Annotated in this window: 13 protein-coding genes; 11 read left to right on the plus strand and 2 right to left on the minus strand. The window is 44.0% G+C overall.

Features of this window, described 5'->3' with window-relative positions; all coding sequences use genetic code 11:
- The first annotated feature begins 13 nt into the window (after positions 1-13).
- The 11 genes from nfsA to MKY95_RS15885 all read left to right on the plus strand — a co-directional run bounded on the left by nfsA (position 14) and on the right by MKY95_RS15885 (position 15,742).
- Positions 14-754, plus strand: coding sequence for an oxygen-insensitive NADPH nitroreductase (nfsA, locus tag MKY95_RS15835; protein WP_036671143.1), 741 nt, complete (start codon positions 14-16; stop codon positions 752-754).
- A gap of 138 nt (positions 755-892) precedes the next feature.
- Positions 893-1,318: a MarR family transcriptional regulator gene (locus MKY95_RS15840; RefSeq protein ID WP_036671145.1), complete on the plus strand. Its 426-nt coding sequence runs from the start codon at positions 893-895 to the stop codon at positions 1,316-1,318.
- Positions 1,319-1,603: 285 nt separating this feature from the next.
- Positions 1,604-3,922: a glycoside hydrolase family 95 protein gene (locus MKY95_RS15845; protein WP_076317887.1), complete on the plus strand. Its 2,319-nt coding sequence runs from the start codon at positions 1,604-1,606 to the stop codon at positions 3,920-3,922.
- Between the two features lie 301 nt (positions 3,923-4,223).
- Complete coding sequence (locus MKY95_RS15850) at positions 4,224-4,457, plus strand: hypothetical protein (RefSeq protein ID WP_256721215.1); 234 nt, start codon at positions 4,224-4,226, stop codon at positions 4,455-4,457.
- Between the two features lie 101 nt (positions 4,458-4,558).
- Positions 4,559-6,145, plus strand: a complete 1,587-nt coding sequence (locus MKY95_RS15855) for a response regulator (protein ID WP_076317886.1) — start codon at positions 4,559-4,561, stop codon at positions 6,143-6,145.
- The gene (locus tag MKY95_RS15860; protein ID WP_076317885.1) at positions 6,127-7,866 is read left to right on the plus strand and encodes a sensor histidine kinase; all 1,740 of its coding nucleotides are present in this window, start codon (positions 6,127-6,129) and stop codon (positions 7,864-7,866) included. Before MKY95_RS15855 ends, MKY95_RS15860 begins: the two co-directional genes overlap by 19 nt.
- A 121-nt stretch (positions 7,867-7,987) precedes the next feature.
- On the plus strand, positions 7,988-9,649 hold the full coding sequence (locus MKY95_RS15865; RefSeq protein WP_076317884.1) for an ABC transporter substrate-binding protein: 1,662 nt from the start codon (positions 7,988-7,990) through the stop codon (positions 9,647-9,649).
- A 42-nt stretch (positions 9,650-9,691) separates the two neighbouring features.
- Positions 9,692-11,368, plus strand: a complete 1,677-nt coding sequence (locus MKY95_RS15870; protein ID WP_076317883.1) for an ABC transporter substrate-binding protein — start codon at positions 9,692-9,694, stop codon at positions 11,366-11,368.
- A gap of 136 nt (positions 11,369-11,504) precedes the next feature.
- Positions 11,505-12,446 carry an ABC transporter permease subunit gene (locus MKY95_RS15875; protein ID WP_047844314.1) on the plus strand — a complete coding sequence of 314 codons (942 nt, stop codon included), beginning with the start codon at positions 11,505-11,507 and terminating at the stop codon, positions 12,444-12,446.
- A 15-nt stretch (positions 12,447-12,461) separates the two neighbouring features.
- A complete protein-coding gene (locus tag MKY95_RS15880) occupies positions 12,462-13,382 on the plus strand; it encodes a carbohydrate ABC transporter permease (protein ID WP_036615816.1) in 921 nt (306 codons plus the stop codon).
- Positions 13,383-13,480: 98 nt separating this feature from the next.
- The gene (locus MKY95_RS15885; RefSeq protein WP_339199730.1) at positions 13,481-15,742 is read left to right on the plus strand and encodes a glycoside hydrolase family 3 N-terminal domain-containing protein; all 2,262 of its coding nucleotides are present in this window, start codon (positions 13,481-13,483) and stop codon (positions 15,740-15,742) included.
- Positions 15,743-15,833: 91 nt separating this feature from the next.
- On the opposite strand, the gene MKY95_RS15890 is transcribed toward MKY95_RS15885, so the two are convergent.
- Together MKY95_RS15890 and MKY95_RS15895 are read right to left on the minus strand one after the other, a co-directional pair.
- Positions 15,834-16,478 carry a TetR/AcrR family transcriptional regulator gene (locus tag MKY95_RS15890; protein WP_036615814.1) on the minus strand — a complete coding sequence of 215 codons (645 nt, stop codon included), beginning with the start codon at positions 16,476-16,478 and terminating at the stop codon, positions 15,834-15,836.
- Entirely contained in the window at positions 16,471-17,673 is a 1,203-nt protein-coding gene (locus MKY95_RS15895) for a tetracycline resistance MFS efflux pump (protein ID WP_036671164.1), read from the minus strand. Before MKY95_RS15895 ends, MKY95_RS15890 begins: the two co-directional genes overlap by 8 nt.
- Positions 17,674-17,810: the final 137 nt, after the last annotated feature.

Genomic DNA, 17,810 nt, shown 5'->3' on the forward strand with positions numbered 1-17,810 from the left:
GGAGATTTTTTTAATGAATAACACAATTGAATTGCTTCATAACCATACATCGTTTCGTTCTTACACATCTCAACCCCTAACTGAGGAACAAATAGATGCAATATTTCAGGCAGCAAATCAAACTTCATCGTTCAGTCTTCTGCAGGCGGTATCCATTATACGCATCACAGATCCAGTACTTCGAAAAAAACTCAGACATCTGTGTGTCGATCAACCCTATATTGAAGAAGCGGCCGAATTCTGGATCTTCTGTGCAGATTTCAACCGAAATCATGAAATCGCTCCGGATGTGGATATTGAATATATTGAATTTCTGTTGATTGGTTCATTCGATGCTGGCCTGATGGCACAAAATGCGTTAACCGCGGCTGAATCGCTGGGACTTGGCGGAGTGTTCATTGGTGCGGTCAGAGCTAATATTAGCGAACTATCTGACGCATTGAATTTACCTAAATATGTTATCCCTCTGGTGGGGTTATGTATCGGTAATCCAGCTGGAGATAAGCCGGAACTGAAACCTCGACTCCCTCAATCCATGGTATTGCTTGATAATCAATACCAACCAATGGATCAAGAGAAATTAGCAATCTATGATGAGACCATGCTGAAGTATTATGAAAATCGTCCGACGAGAGCCCCTTTCACCGTAAAAAAAGTAAAAGGATGGAGTGACCATATCCAGGATCACCTCGAGAGAAGTATCCAACCGCAAATGATGGCCTATTTGAACAAGCAAGGTTTTGCCAAAAAATAAGGACTAAACCAATCTTTCGGGTGAAACTTGGATAGGAAAAGGCCCTTAAAGACGACACTAAGGTGAATTGACACCTGTATATCTCCATGATACATTTAGTCTGCTAAATATAATTCGGATGTTAGGGAGGGATCGTTCATGACAGATACAGTAGATTGTGAAATTCGACAGTCTTTAGATCGAATTTCCTCCCAAATGCGACGAAATTATAGTGAATCTCTTCGGGAACTTAATCTCTATGTAGGACAAGATAATTTGTTGTATCGGCTGTGGTTGGGTGATGGGGTAACCCAGATGCAACTAAGTGAACATATGAAATGCGAACCACCAACGGTTACAAACATGGTCAAATCACTGGAACAGAACGGATTTATATATCGCAAACGTGATGTACAGGATGCAAGGATCATGCGTATCTTTCTAACCGATAAGGGCAAAGAATTAGAAAAACCGGTTGAGCATAAATGGAGAGAGCAACAAGAGAAACTACTTCAATCCATTTCTTCGGAAGATCGGCTGATATTGAGACAATTCATGCAACAAATGGAGCGAAATATCTTATAACTTATGCCAAGATTAACGTAATCTAAATAAATGAACGAAACAGAGCCGCTATTATAGCGGCTTTTTTTATTGCCAATAGCTATATTTTCTTGCCCGGAACAAGAATTTGTACTGTCAGTTTCGGAATTCACGATTACATCTTTAATGCTGGGATAAGATTGTGATAATTCAAGTTAATTTTGTTCATTTAGATGCTTAAGAGATTACAGTACACTGAAAGAACATACAAACGGAACACACTAAACATGAAAATATGAGGAATTATAATTCGTTGGAGGTTTTAACGTGAAGACCAAAAATATCTGGTTTAATCAACCTGCTGGAACATGGGAAGAGGCATTACCTATCGGAAATGGAACTCTTGGAGGCATGATTTTTGGAAAAACACAGATCGAGAGAATTCAGCTTAATGAAGATAGTCTGTGGTATGGTGGTCCGATGCAGCGGAATAATCCTCAAGCACTTGAATCTTTATCTCAGATCAGAAGCTTGATTTTTGACGGTAAGATTAGGGAAGCAGAAGAACTCGCAGCAGATACTCTGGTAGGTGTTCCTGACGGGCAAAGGCATTATGAGCCATTAGGGGACTTCTATATCGCTATGGATCACAGTGAACATGAACCAAATGGATATCAAAGACATCTCGATCTGGAACAAGGCAAGGTAAACGTGAATTATACCGCAGATCAATCCATTTACAGCCGAGAATATTTTGCTAGCTACCCGGATCAAGTGCTCGTTGTTCATCTCAAATCTAGCGTGCCTGGAAAGTTATCTTTCTCCACTGTTTTTGGCAGGGGAACCGTTCTGGAATCAACATCCTATTCCGATATTCTTAAGCATCCTGTTGGTTTCCAATCCTATCTGGACCGGATCGAGAAGCGTGGAACGAATGACTTGATCATCCGGGGAAGAAGTGGGGGAGAAGAAGGAATCCGTTTTTGTTGTGCGATTCGCCTTATATCTGAAGGAGGGCAGGTTCATTATTCAAGCGGCCAGCTTTCTCTGAAAGATGGTAATTCAGCGACTATTCTAATCACGGCTTGCACGGATTTCCGAGTACCTAAGGAACAACTTGAAGCGGAGTGCCTCCGAAGAATTGAGGCCGCTTCAACAAAGCCATATAGCGAACTGCTCGCCGATCATGTCTCGGACTATCAATCCTTATTCGAAAAGATGGATATACATCTCGAAGATAAAAATAAAGATGTGAGATGTTCCGAACTTCCAATCGATCAGCGCCTTGAGCGGCTTAGAGCTGGTAAGCATGATCCAGAACTGATGAGTCTATACTTTCAATTTGGTCGCTATCTGCTTATCTCAAGCAGCCGTCCAGGTTCTTTACCGACAAACCTTCAAGGGATATGGAATAAAGACATGCTTCCTGTATGGGATAGCAAATATACGATTAATATTAATACACAGATGAACTACTGGCCTGCAGAAAGCTGCAATCTGTCTGAATGTCACGTTCCATTGTTTGATTTTATAGATCGACTGCAAGTCCGGGGAAAGGAAACCGCTAGAACCATGTATGGATGCAAAGGGTTCGTTGCTCATCACAATTCGGATATCTGGGCAGACGCTGCTCCGCAGGATGTATGCATGACATCGACGTTTTGGACCATGGGGGGAGCATGGCTTTCATTACATCTATGGGACCACTATGAATACAATAAGGATGTTCAATTTCTCAAAAAAGTTTACGCCACGATGAAAGATGCGGCTATCTTTATTCTGGATTATCTAATCGAGGATCCTTCCGGCAATTGGGTGATATGTCCTTCGTCCTCACCGGAAAATCGCTATATATTAGATAATGGAGAGTCGGGAGCTTTATGTTTTGGTGCTTCAATGGACAATCAGATTATTAGAGAACTCTTCACGCGTTGCATTGAAAGCACCCAAATTTTGCGAGAAGATCAGGAATTCGGAGAATTACTCCGTAGTGCTTTAACCAAAATTCCGGAGACCTCCATTGGAAAACATGGTCAGATCCAAGAGTGGAGTAACGATTATGATGAATTGGAACCTGGTCACAGACATATTTCCCATTTATTCGCTTTGCATCCTGGAACGCAAATTACGTTGCAATCAACGCCTGATCTCGCCAAGGCAGCTCGAGTAACACTCGACAGAAGACTGGAACACGGTGGTGGACACACAGGATGGAGCAGGGCGTGGATTCTCAACATGTGGGCACGATTAGAGGAGTCGGAACTTGCACACGATAACATCGTGGAACTTCTACGTTCCTCCACGTTACCCAATCTGTTTTGTGACCATCCTCCATTTCAAATTGATGGGAACTTTGGAGGTACTGCAGGTATAGCAGAGATGCTTCTTCAGAGTCATAACGAAGTAATCAGATTGTTACCTGCTTTGCCATCAGCTTGGCCAAAAGGATATATTCGTGGTATTCGGGCTCGTGGCGGATTTGAAATAGATCTGGAATGGAATAATGGTCGTCTATTCAATACCAGAATTCGCTCTATTGCAGAATCAAGAGTAACCGTATCCTATCTGGACCAAAAGATAGAATTAACCTTTCCTGGCCCCAATTCAATAATTGAACTAAGAGGATACGACTGGAATAACAAATAAGAACTTACTGATTACCTGAGCGAATGCCGGCTGACAAAACTGTCGTGCGAATTCGCTCTTTTTATTTGCTGAGATAAGATTTAGGCAAGAGTTGGCGTGTTTTTGCTCAATGCAAATAAGATTTCGACAGCTCTATACGGCGACTAGCGACGAAGATAACAACAGCTCATTCTGGATTGGATCAAACAGGTATTCTGAGGTCATATCAGATATATGACCTCCTTATCGTTTCGCGCAATAAATATAGCCGTTTGTGCAATGAAATTGCAGACATGAACCTATAAAATGTAACCATCCTAGCATGATGGACACCATCGGGTGGGGTTGTCAGACCTATAATCGTTATGATCAAGAATTCGGCTATGGCAAAAAAGGATGGATGTCTGAACGCTTCTGTCATTCGGAAGGACTGGTCACTGAAAAATATGCGGATGGTACACCAGCCAGCACCTGGTTTTGCCTGATGCCATGGGCCAGTGGATCGATCATTGAAGGCCTCGTTGGCGACTATTGGGATTATGCACGACATGAATGAATGTATTATGCAATAACTACAACAGTCACCATATTTGATGCCGCCGATAGGGAGACATGCTACCGGCGGTTTATTTTCGTTGGAGGAAAGGGGACAAAAGGATGTTAAAAGTATTACTGGTAGATGACGAGATGTATGTACGAAAGGGGCTGTATGAACTCATAAATTGGATGGATCTTAATATGGAGATTATCGGAGAGGCAGAGAACGGTGTAGAGGCATTAAATCTGATTGAATGCCTGCAACCAGACGTGATTATAACAGATATCCGTATGCCAATCCTGGATGGACTGGAACTGATACGTGCCGTAGAGAAAATACCACATCTGGAACCTGTGTTCATTATCATCAGTGGTTATCATGACTTCAAATATGCACAGCAGGCAATCAGGTACGGTGTTCATGACTATATCCTGAAGCCTATTGATGATGAAGAATTGACGGCGACGTTGCAGAAGTCAGCTAATCTGATTTGCAATAAAAGAAAACATATTCTTTGGACTGAGGGACAGGCCAGTAACATCATGCTGGAGGATGTGATCAAAGGCCATGTACAGAAGGAGGATGAACATCGATATGCCGAGATGCTTGGCATCAATCGTAACTCCAGTCTGCTCATAACTTTGATTGAACTTCAGACCGGATTAGATGCAATTAAAATTACGATTGAACAGCTACGTGAAGCAGTACATTCTCTGGAGAGTAATTTATGTAAAATGTTCATCAGTGAGCAACAACGCGGCACGTTTGCTTTATTACTGTTGTGGCCTGATCATCATCAAGGAGACTCGGCGTTACAGGATAACCTGCATAATATTCATATAACACTGAGCAAAAGGTTCAACCTGGATATCGGTCTTTACGCAGGAACACTCGTCAAAGAAATTGGTGATGTCACACAATCCCTTATGGCGGCTGAAGAAGCAGCCAAGCATAAATATGCTGAAACTGGTGGTGTCGTACGTTATACGGAAATCAAGGACAAACCACTGTTTGTTTTCAATGTATACCAGGACGAGGTGGATCAATTAATTCTGAGCCTGGAAGAGGGGAATAGGTCAGCTTACCACAAGATTGTAGAAGAGAAATTCAAATTGTTTCATATGAATCGATTTTCTTCTCAGGCTTTATCGGGTTCTCTTTTGCGTTATATAACGGGTATTCTCGCTGTGGTCCACGAAATGGGTGGTAATGATGAAGGGTTGCAACAACTGAAGGAGCTGGCACAACAAAGTCATGAAGGTTGGAATTTACGACTATTGAAAGATGCTTTTCTCATCGCGCTGGAGGAAGCCGAGGATTATGTCTCTCATCTGCGGATGGAACGATCCAAAGGGGATATCAGCAAGATCAAACGATATATTGATGCAAATTATACCGAGAACATCAATCTCAAAAGCATTGCTGCGCTCTTCTATATGAATCCCGTTTATCTTGGGCGATTATTCCGCAAAAGCTACAATCAATATTTCAATGACTATCTGCTCAACCTGCGGATTCATGAAGCGAAGAAGTTATTGCGCCAGACGGATCTGAGAATGTACGAGGTTGCTGCACGTGTAGGATTTCAGAATGCGGATTATTTTGTAACCCAGTTTGAGAAACTGGTTAAGTTATCACCTACAGAGTATCGCAATCTCCTTATGGGAAATGAGCAGCGAGGTGCACAATGCCAAGATGGAACCTGAATTACATGAAGCTTCGAGATAAGCTACTGCTTATGTATGTCTTATCTGTGTTTATTCCCATCGTTGTTACCAATGTGGTGTTCTACAATGTCACATCTGCCAATATTCGCAGTCAGAAAACTCGTGATGCCGGCATGGCACTGAACAATCTGAAGAATGACCTGCGGGTAACCATTGATCAGGGCGTCGGCCTCTCTTATTCGTTATATACTGACCCTGTATTCAATGACACCATCTCCCGTTCATTTCAGAGTCATTTTGAGTATATTGACGCTTATAATTCCTATCTAAAAGGGCAATTCTCCGGGCAAATGAATCAGGGGATTCGCTGGTATCAAGTGTATACCGATAATTCTACCATTTTATCTTCCGGTTATATTGATCGTTTAACTGACGATGTCCGCAACTCGGACTGGTACGTTCAATTTCAGGCATACTCCGCCCCTTATCCGGCATTGATCTCATCGGATCAGATGTTAAGTCTGGTTCAAAGGCTCGACAATCTGGACACTGGGGGGAGAGAGCAGTTACTTAAAATTGACCTGAATATGGATATGATCAAGCAGTATTTTCACAACAGCGGATTTGATGGAAAAGTGTATCTTCTTGATCCGGGGGGACACATCCAATTTTCAAATGATCCTACAGCAGAAGAAGCTCAGATAGGGAAACGTTACAGCGAGATCCAGTTTCCAAACAAAATGATTCCCTTTGAGATTACGTATACAGGTATTAACTATCTGGAAGGGTGGTCCCTGCATGGAGTGATGGATGAAGAAATTGTGTTGAAGGAGGTGCGGAAGTCCCGTTCCTTCGTCGTATGGCTGGCTTGCATTAATTTTGTCCTGCCTTCTATTATCATCGCGGCGATGTCCAGATCCATCCATGTCAGGCTGGTGCGTATTCTAAAACATATGAAAAAAGTAAAAACACAGAATTTCCAGACGATTCCGCCTGAAGATGCAAGAGATGAAATAGGTCAACTCACGATGGAATTTAATCGAATGACCGAGACGATCCATAACCTGATTCATGAGGTATATCTCGCCGACATCCAAAAGAAAGACCTGGAGTTGAAGCAGCAGGAAGCACAACTTCATGCGCTCCATAGTCAGATCAACCCACATTTTTTGTTTAATACGCTGGAGTCGGTACGTATGCGGAGCCTCATCAAAGGTGAGAAAGAGACTGCCAAAATCGTGCATAACATGGCCAAGATGTTTCGCAAGTCGATTAGTTGGAATCAGAATGATGTGACAGTGAAGGAAGAATTGGAACTCATCGAGAGTTTTTTGCAAATTCAGAAATACCGCTTTGGAGAAAAACTCCAATATACCATTGAGGCAGATCCTGCGGTACTGATGTACCGAATCCCCAAGATGGTTATCCTTCCCTTTGTTGAGAATGCAAGTATTCATGGAATTGAGTCATCTCCGGGTGTAGGCATCATTCAACTCTTTGTTTCAATGGAAAATGACCAGCTCCATATCAGACTAACGGATAACGGTATAGGGATGTCACAAGCAAAATTGGAAGAGTTGTTAAGTTACCTGGATCAAAACACCGATATGGGAGAGCATGTTGGCATGAAAAATGCGTATAGTCGCTTAAAACTTTGTTATAAAAATCACTTTACATTCGACATCCAGACATGGGAAGGAGAAGGTACGCATATCCAAATTAAGCTTCCACTTGATCCATCAGCCATGCCAGGCGACTAAATACGAGGGATATACTTTTCAAAGTAGGAGGTACACTTTCATGGGTAACTTTGAAAGCGCTATCTTGATATATTGAGAAGGCTTAAAGACACAAACAATACTTTAAGGGGGCATTTGCTACATGTTTAGAAAAAAAAACATTATAACAGGTCTGGCCATTTTACTGGCTGTAACCCTGGCAGGTTGTAATAAAGCCAGCCCGGAAGCCTCTTATCCTGACAGTAATGACAACACCCCGGTCACCTTTAAATATTTCACGTTTGGCGGTGGCAAGAAGGACATTCTGGCAAGCAGCACGACCATTGGCAAGAAGCTACAGGAGCAAACAGGCGTTGACTGGAAGATGGAATATCTGGTGGGCGACGGTGCAACCAAGGCAGGTGTAATGATTGCGAGTGGGGATTACCCCGACATCATCGACTCCAGTGGTGAAATGGCCAAATTGATGGATGCAGGTTCTTTTATCCCGCTGGATGAACTGATCGATCAATACGGGCCTAACATCAAGCAGGTATACGGGTCTTATATGGACAAATTCAGACAGGAGGATGGAAAGATATACTTCTTGCCATACACTGCCAACATCGGTTATGTGTCAGAGCCTAATTTCCAGACCGGCTTTTATATTCAGCGTGCTGTGTTAAAAGAGTTTAACTATCCCAAGATCAAAACGCTGGACGAATATTTTGACTTGATTGAGCAATACAAGCAAAAGCATCCGCAGATCGATGGAAAAGAAACCATCGGCTTCGCCACACTTGCTGGTGAATCGGGCAGCTTTTTCACCCTGCTAAATCCGGCTATGCATCTGGCAGGTTATCCAAACGATGGCAGTGTGATGGTGGATATGCAGAGTCATGAAGCCAAACTGGTAGCCGGATCTGATTATCAGAAACAATGGATTCAGAAGCTGAGCGAGGTTAACGCACAGGGGATGTTTGATCCAGAATCCTTCACAATGAACCAGGATCAGTATCTCGCCAAGTTGACGTCCGGTCGGGTGCTGGGATATTTCAGTTACTCCTGGCAAGTTGGAGACGCAACGAACAACCTCAAGAAGGCTGGTATTGACGATAAACGATACGTATCTCTACCGATCGTATTTGATGACAGTGTCAAAGACCAGTATGTGGACCCGCCAGGTTTTGTGAACAACTACGGTGTCGGAATTACCGTAAATGCCAAAGATCCCGTGCGAATTATTAAATATTTTGATAATTTGCTCAAGGAAGAAAACCAGATTCTGGTTCAATGGGGTGTTGAGAACGAGACGTATAGTGTGAATGATGAGGGTCGTTTTTACTTTGAAAATGATGACCAACGCAAGGCACATGAAGATCCAGAATTAAGTCGTAAATACGGCTTTGACTATTTTAATTACAGCTGGCCTCGTTACGGGAATAACTCCGTGCTGGAGGATGGTAACGCCTATGGACCGGGCAACCAACCAGAAGTGGCTACCTTTAGTTACACGGACGGTGACAAGCTGTTGTTAGAGAAATATGGTGTGGAGACATTCACAGAACTATTCAGCACACCGGATGAGCGTCCTTGGTCTCCTGCTTGGTCTATTGCACTGGAGCAGGGCTCTCCTGAACAGATTTTTATCACCAAGGCAGAAGACCTCCAGAAGAAATATTTACCCAAAATGATTATGGATTCGCCTTCCACTTTCGAGAACACATGGAATGAATATATGAGTCAATTGAATCAACTCGACAAGAAAACATACGAAGCTACGATAACACAGGCAGTTAAGGATCGTGTAGCTGGCAAATGGTGAGTGTAATCCATAAGAGAAAACACGGAACGGGGGAATATTCACATGTTAAAGCCAAAATTTAGAACAGCGGGTTTAGCTGTATTACTAACAGCTTTGCTGGCTGGGTGCAGTCAGAACAGTTCGTCATCAGCGCCTTCAGCCACAGGTGATGATGAGAACAGTCCAGTCACGTTCTCGTATTACATGTTCTCTCCAGGCAAGAAGGATGTTCTGGCAAGCGAAACTACCATCGGTAAAGCGTTGCAAGAGCAGACGGGTGTGGACTGGAAGTTGGAATATCTGGTAGGTGATAGTGCTACAAAAGCCGGTGTCATGATTGCCAGTGGAGACTATCCTGATGTCATTAGCTCCAGTGGTGAGATGTCCAAGTTACTGGATGCAGGTGCCTATATTCCGCTGGATGATCTGATTGAGGAATACGGTCCTAATATCAAAAGGGTGTATGGACCATATTTCGATAAAATGAAAAATGCCGAAGACGGTAAAATCTATGCCCTGCCTTATACGGCTAATCAGGGTGAGTATTCAGGTAGTCCAAATGTGGGCGGAGGAGCTTTCTGGATTCAACGATCTGTGCTCAAAGCGTTTGATTATCCCAAGATCACTACACTGGATGAATATTTTGATCTGATTCAGGATTATAAGGAAAAACATCCAACTGTCGACGGTGCAGAGACGATTGGATTTGTGTCACTTGCGGGTGTGGCCAATAACTTCTTCACCTTGCAAAATCCAGCGATGCATCTGGCAGGTTATCCGAACGATGGCAGTGTCATGGTCGACATGACTACCCATGAGGCGAAAGTTGTCGCAGGAACAGATGCCCAGAAAAAATGGATTCAGAAGTTGAATGAAATCAATGCTCAAGGCATGCTTGATCCGGAATCCTTTACGATGAACAAAGACCAGTACTTGGCCAAGCTGACTTCGGGTCGTGTGTTAGGATACTTCAATTATGGCTGGCAGGTTGGAGATGCGTCGAAAAACCTGCTCTCGGCAGGCATTGATGAGAAACGTTATGCACCACTTCCGATTGTGTTTGATGAAGGAATTAAGGATCAGTATGTTGATCCTCCGGGCTTTGTCAACAACTATGCAACAGGCATCTCGGTGAATGCCAAAGACCCTGTTCGTATCATCAAATATTTTGATAATTTGCTGAAGGAAGAGAATCAGGTTCTGGTGCAATGGGGAATCAAGGATGAGACGTACAGTGTGGATGAAAAGGGCCGATTCTATTATGCAAATGAAGATCAACGCAAGGCTCATGATGATCTGGAGCTCAGCCGTAAATTCGGGTTCACCTACTTTGGGACAGACTGGCCGAAATATGGCGGTGAATCTACACTAACCGATGGTAACGCTTATAGCCCTGGCAACCAGCCGGAAGTGGCCGCTGCATCTTACACCGAGGGAGATAAGAAATTCCTTGAAGCCTACGGTATCCAAACCTTTAGTGAATTATTTAACAAACCGGAAGAGCGGCCATGGTTCCCCGCATGGTCCATCGCCCTTGAACAAGGATCACCTGAACAGATCTTCACCACCAAATCGGATGATCTGCAACGTAAATACTTACCGGAAATGATCTTGGGAGCACCATCGAATTTTGATAAGCTGTGGGATGCCTACATGGCTGAATTGAACAAATTGGACAAAGCTGGTTATGAAGCGACCATTACCAACGTTGTGAAGGATCGTGTTGCAGGAAAATGGTAATACGAACACTTTAAAACAAACTGTTACATGCGCAGGAGAAGACGAAAGAGCATAACTCCGGCTTCTCCTCGCATGAATAACAGCACAGGAAAGGAGCAGGTTCACCGTGGAGAAACCTAATGTCTCCCTTAACTCGATGCCTCCGGCCTCGAGTCCGAAGGGAACCAGAGCACACTCGTTCTTTAAGCGACTTGTGCAGCAACGAACGCTTGCCTGGATGTGTATTCCTTTTGTCATCTGGGCTTTTATCTTCAAGTACCTGCCGTTATGGGGATGGACCATGGCTTTTCAGAATTTCAAACCGGCAAGGTCCTTCTCGGATCAGCAATGGGTAGGTTGGCAACATTTTAGTACGTTATTTGAAGACAATACCTTCTACCGGGTGCTGCGAAATACACTCGTTATGAGTTCCATTAAACTGGTGTTGGGATTTGTGACAGCAATTACGCTGGCTCTCTTGTTGAATGAGCTGAAAAATGTCATATTTAAACGTTTTGTGCAAACCGTCAGTTATCTGCCTCACTTTATCTCATGGGTTGTTGCTTCCAGCATTGTATTAACAGTCCTGTCACCAGACGGAATTATCAATCTGCTGCTGATGAAGCTTCACCTGATTGACAGTCCGGTACTATGGATGGGGAAAGGAGAATACTTCTGGGGTATTCTGGGGGCAACTGAGGTCTGGAAAGATGTCGGTTGGAACACCATTATCTATCTGGCAGCAATTACGGCAATTGATCCGGCGCAATATGAGGCTGCCGAGATTGATGGAGCCAGTCGCTTCAAACGGATGTTATATATCACCCTGCCTGGCTTGAAACCGGTTATTGTGATCTTGTTGATCATGAACATGGGAAGTATTCTTGAATCCGGATTCGAACCGCAATATCTGCTGGGTAACGGGATGAATATGGACTATTCGGAGAATCTGGACATCTTTGTACTCAAATATGGATTAGGGATGGGGAACTTTTCCTTAGGTACAGCAGCTGGCATATTCAAAACGGTGGTCAGCTTCATCTTCCTTTTCTCAGCGAACTATATAGCGAAAAAAATGGGAGAGAGCAGACTATTCTAAAAGGAGGCCTATGCCATGCGAAAAGGAAACACATCCCGCTTGCGGAATAGCAGCACCGGGGATCGAGCGTTTGACACTTTTAACATCATCTTCATGGTATGTCTGATGATTGTGACGATCTATCCCTTTGTTAATATGATTGCCGTATCTTTCAATAATGCAAATGATGCCATTCGGGGTGGAATATATCTATGGCCTCGTGTATGGACACTGGACAACTACAAATACATTTTTGGCGAATCCGATATTTATCACGCAACTCTGATCTCGGCGCTGCGTACGATCATTGGAACCGTGGTGTCCGTCTTCTGTACAGCCATGCTCGCGTATACGGTTAGTCGTCAGGAATTTGTGCTTCGCAAGTTTGTTACGATGTTTTTTGTATTCACCATGTATTTCAGCGGGGGGTTGATCCCCGGTTATCTGCTGATTCGAGACCTTGGATTGATCGGTTCCTTCTGGGTATATATCATTCCGGGTGTAATCGGTGTCTTCAATATGATCGTCATCCGTTCATTTATTGAGGGTCTTCCTGAAGGCATTCTGGAGTCAGCCCGTATTGACGGGGCAGGGGAGTTCACGACATTTATCCGCGTTGTCCTGCCGCTAACGATTCCCGCAATGGCAACCGTATCACTCTTTGTAGCTGTGGGACAATGGAATTCCTGGTTCGATGTATTCCTGTACAACTCTTCCAATAAAGAATTAAGCACATTGCAATATGAGTTGATGAAGATTCTGCAAACTTCGACAACCTCAGCGACTTCATCAGCAAGTGATGCTTATCAGTCTGCCGAAAGCAATGCAACGGCGGTCACACCAACCTCGATTCGAGCGACCATGACCATTATTGCAAGTGTTCCTATTCTGATGGTGTATCCGTTCTTACAGAAATACTTTGTCCAGGGTATGACGATTGGTGGCGTGAAGGGATAGTCATGACCTGAATATAATTTCATTGAACTTATGAAAACGCAACAAACTATACCGTAGTAACGTCTATTCATCCATAGAATACAACAGGAGTGAAACAAATGCATGTAAAATGGATGACGATTATTGGTGCCGTTGTTGGCTCTATGCTTATAGGGGTGGGAACGGCAGCTGCGGAAGAAACGTTTGTTGATCTAAAGTATTCAAAGTGGGCAGAGGATGGCATCACGTATATGGCGAAACGGGGAACAGTAGCCGGATACGGCAATGGGATCTTCAAGCCAGAGGCACTTGTGACAAGGGCACAAGCTGTCACTTTTATGGTGCGCGAGCTCTATTCAGATCAGCTTCAAAGAGCAGTGGAAGGCACAACTTATTCCGATGTTCCAACTACACATCCTTTCCATCGAGAAATCATGATAGCTGCTAAAAATGGACTTGCAAGTGGTTTTCCTAACGGAACTTTCCGTCCGGATGCACCACTTAGCCGCGCAGAGACTGCGGCCTTCCTTACACGGGCATATGCACTCGTGGAAGGTAAGAACGCCGCAAAATGGACAGACACGGACAGGCATTGGGCAGCAGCACCCATTCTTATTATGAGTTCAAACGGCTTGGTCGGCGGTTATTCAGATGCCACCTTCCGTCCGAACCAAGCTGTCACGCGCGCTGAATATGCCGTATTTATGGCGAGAGTAATTCGCTTCGAACGTGAAGTGGCCATTCGGACACAAGATTGGGACAAACTGATATCCTATATGACGGTGAGCGAGCAAGTTGGTCAGATGCTTATGCCTGACATTAGGCAATGGAATGGTAAAGCGACAACGACCGTTAATGAGGGGCTGAAACGAACTATCCATGATCAGGACTTGGGCGGACTTATTCTTTTTGACAAAAATATTGTAGACGTGACGCAGCTTACAACGTTCACACATGATATACAAAGAGAAGCAGGTGACATTCCTCTATTTCTTAGCATCGACCAAGAAGGAGGCGTTATTAAGCGAATACCAGGCGGTACGAACCTGCCAGGTCAAATGGCGCTTGGCGCAACTGGAGATGCAACACTAGCCGAAGCAGCTGGTCAGCTGACAGGGGAGGAGCTGAAGGCACTGGGACTGCAGATTAATTTTGCGCCAGTGCTGGACATCAACAGCAATCCAGATAACCCCATCATTGGTATACGGTCGTTTGGCTCGGATGCGGATTTGGTGACACGGCTTGGTCTGGCAACAATAAAAGGGCTACAGCAATCAGGGGTGATGGCGGCAGTTAAGCATTTTCCGGGACATGGAGATACAACGGTAGATTCCCATCTTGGTATGCCTGTGCTTGCCCATAACCGAGAACGGCTTGATGCGGTCGAATTAAAACCGTTTCGGGCTGCGATTGAAAATGGGGTAGAGATGATTATGACCGCGCATATTGCTTTCCCTGCCATAGACAACGAACATGTCACTTCGCTCAAGGACGGTGAACGTGTGCCGATTCCTGCCACCTTATCGAAAAAGGTACTGACAGGACTTCTTCGCGGAGAGCTTGGATATGAAGGTCTCATTGTGTCGGATGCCTTTACCATGAATGCAATTGCAGAGCATTTTGGGGAGAATCAATCGGTAGAACGCGCCGTTTCCGCAGGTGTTGATATCATCCTTATGCCAAAAGATTCAGCAGCGGCCCATCAAACGCTGGTGAACGCGGTGAACAAAGGAATGATCAAGGATGAAACCATACATGCATCTGTGAAACGAATCTTGGAGATGAAAGCGAAATATGGTTTATTTGAACGCAGTCAAACTCTTGCGCAAAAGCTAACTCAGCTTAACGGTATCATCGGATCGAAGGCGCACCGAGCAGTGGAGCAGACAATCGCAGAGCGAGCGGTCACTGTACTCAGCAGTCGCGAAGGTGTGCTTCCTGATCCAATGAAGCAAGGCGACCGGGTTGTTATTGTCGCAGCCGAGCAGGAACAGGCGAAACAGCTTGAAAAGCAACTGTTGCAAGCCGCTAACAACCTGTCGTTAAAGACTGAAATATCACTTGTTGGTCAAGGCAACATGAATGAAACACTTCAGGCGATTAGCAAAGCCAATTATGTGATTCTTGCTTCTTACCAATTCCGCAATGTGGCCAGCCAGTTCGGGTGGAGTGATTATCAAACCTTGATTAATGCGATGAACGAGAGTAATCAGCGATACACGGTGTTCTCACTCGGTAACCCATACGAGATGATCTATTTGCAAAACGTGCGCTCAGGAATTGCTGTGTATGGAAAGCAGGAGCCAAATACGTCTGCCGGGATCAAAGTATTGCTTGGTCAACTAAAAGCTGGAGGACAGTTGCCCGTGTTAACGGATTAACGCTTAATTAATGAAGAAAAAAACGGATTCCAGCATACGGAATCCGTTTTTTATTTCAAACTTTTGTTTTATCGATCCATGTACCATGCCATCACTCGGGTATTTCTTCGCTACAAACAAAATGAAGCAGCATCTTCACAAATTGCTCCGTCATCCGCATATCCAATGAATTATCATGAGCACCACGAATAGTTACCATGCGCTGGAGCATGCCCATCATCGTTGTGAAGATAAACTGAGCCAGATCCAGCGGAGGGGACGGATTCTTAATACTGCCGTCAACAACACCTTGGGATAAAGCGTCCATCAGGAAATGATTTTCTTTCCCGTTCTGGTTGAACTTATCATACTCTTCTCTTAATTCAGGGCTAAAATCATACATCTCATAGTTGATATCAAACAATTGAATAAACCGGATGTAGTCTGGATGATTCTCGGCATAAACAACCCATGCATTCAACATAACCGTGAGTTGTTCCCGCCCGTTTAAGTCCTTCGTTGAAGCACGGCTAACCTCATCCGTTAAATGTTCGATCAGTTGCATCTGAATGGCTAGAAGAAGTTCATCCATTGACTGGAAATGTTTATAAAAGGTCACTCTACTAAGTTCAGCTTTCGTACATACATCCTTAATCTTCACCTGGAGCAATCCATATTTCAAAAAAAGCTCCTTACCTGCTGCAATCAAATCATCACGATGTTTATTTCCCAATTGTTGATGCCAGTTTTCATTCACTTGTATACAATTGTCCTTTCTTCGAACGAAATGCGTTTAAGGTCAGTCCGAGAGAAGCGAGTAGCATAATTGCACCAAAAATATACGGGAAGTTTATGTTTTTGTCAAACAATAGTCCTGCGATCAGCGGCCCAATCACCGTGCCGAGACTGGAAAATGTAGTATTCAGACCCGATGCATAACCTTGCCGATCTCCTGCATTTTTGGATATTAACGTGCTGACCGAAGGTCGTAAAAACGAATTAAAGGCAAAGAATAACGCAGAAGCGAACAACAGAAACACAAGGTTGACCTTAATTAACATTAACAATAAAGCTATGGGTGTGATTATTAAGGAGAGACGGATCAACTTAACTTCACCTATTCTCTGTACGAACCAATCCAAAAGCCAGATCTGCACAACGATACCGATAATCGCGCCCAAAGTAATAATGATGGAGATTGTTGCAGCGTCGAACCCGTATTTTTGCTCTGCGAAAAGCGCGAATACTGTCTCATAACTCATGAGACCAAAGGTCATGACAAGCAACACAATCAAGTATTTGAAATAGGGGACTTTAAAAGAACTCCAGATTTTCTTGCCCAAGTGATCTCCTTTTTGAAGACGGATGGAGACCGTTCTTTTCTCGGGGGGAAGTGTCTCAGGCAATAGCAGCGTCATCAGGGCCGCAATCAGTCCCAGACCCGCTGCGAAGAAATAGGGCATGCGAATGCCCATCTCGGCGATGAGACCGCCCAGACCAGGTCCGAGAACCATTCCCAAGTTCATAGCTGCGCCGAAATAGCCCATGCCTTTTGCACGTGTCTCTGGCGTTGTAATATCGGCGACATATGCGAGGTTGGCAGGAACCATTAAACCGAGACTGATTCCACCGATAAACCGTGCGACATAGAGGAACGGCAATGACGTCGACAGCGCAAATATGATATCTGAAATGACAGACAGAAACATACCTGCGATGATCAACTTTTTGCGTCCAAATCGATCAGACAGTTGTCCCCCGAGAGGGGAAAAGAAGAATTGAGCGGCACCGAAGGCTGCAACTAAAAATCCTGCTACTGTGCCTCCCGCATGAAAAAGCTTCAAATACTCCGGCAATATGGGGATAAGCATCCCTTGCCCCAATAAAGCGATAAACAGATTTAACATCAGAATGAACAGTGGAAAGCGAACTGATTTTGGTAATGTACTCATGTACGTCATTAACTCCTTCGTTTACAATATGTTAACCTTTACATTGTGTAAACCATTTTAAATGATTTGAAGGAAATATGTAAATCTTTTTTTTAGTGAAGCAGTCTAATGAGTAGAGTTATAATTGTCCATATATG

The organism is Paenibacillus sp. FSL P4-0176 (assembly GCF_037975265.1).
Lineage (GTDB): Bacteria > Bacillota > Bacilli > Paenibacillales > Paenibacillaceae > Paenibacillus > Paenibacillus amylolyticus.

Excerpts from the sequence above, each read along its gene's own strand:
- MKY95_RS15855 (WP_076317886.1), top strand. The coding sequence starts at position 4,559 with ATGTTAAAAGTATTACTGGTAGATGACGAGATGTATGTACGAAAGGGG.
- MKY95_RS15875 (WP_047844314.1), top strand. The coding sequence starts at position 11,505 with ATGCCTCCGGCCTCGAGTCCGAAGGGAACCAGAGCACACTCGTTCTTT.
- MKY95_RS15895 (WP_036671164.1), bottom strand. The coding sequence starts at position 17,673 with ATGAGTACATTACCAAAATCAGTTCGCTTTCCACTGTTCATTCTGATG.
- MKY95_RS15865 (WP_076317884.1), top strand. The coding sequence starts at position 7,988 with ATGTTTAGAAAAAAAAACATTATAACAGGTCTGGCCATTTTACTGGCT.
- nfsA (WP_036671143.1), top strand. The coding sequence starts at position 14 with ATGAATAACACAATTGAATTGCTTCATAACCATACATCGTTTCGTTCT.
- MKY95_RS15870 (WP_076317883.1), top strand. The coding sequence starts at position 9,692 with ATGTTAAAGCCAAAATTTAGAACAGCGGGTTTAGCTGTATTACTAACA.
- MKY95_RS15840 (WP_036671145.1), top strand. The coding sequence starts at position 893 with ATGACAGATACAGTAGATTGTGAAATTCGACAGTCTTTAGATCGAATT.
- MKY95_RS15860 (WP_076317885.1), top strand. The coding sequence starts at position 6,127 with ATGCCAAGATGGAACCTGAATTACATGAAGCTTCGAGATAAGCTACTG.
- MKY95_RS15885 (WP_339199730.1), top strand. The coding sequence starts at position 13,481 with ATGCATGTAAAATGGATGACGATTATTGGTGCCGTTGTTGGCTCTATG.
- MKY95_RS15850 (WP_256721215.1), top strand. The coding sequence starts at position 4,224 with ATGATGGACACCATCGGGTGGGGTTGTCAGACCTATAATCGTTATGAT.
- MKY95_RS15880 (WP_036615816.1), top strand. The coding sequence starts at position 12,462 with ATGCGAAAAGGAAACACATCCCGCTTGCGGAATAGCAGCACCGGGGAT.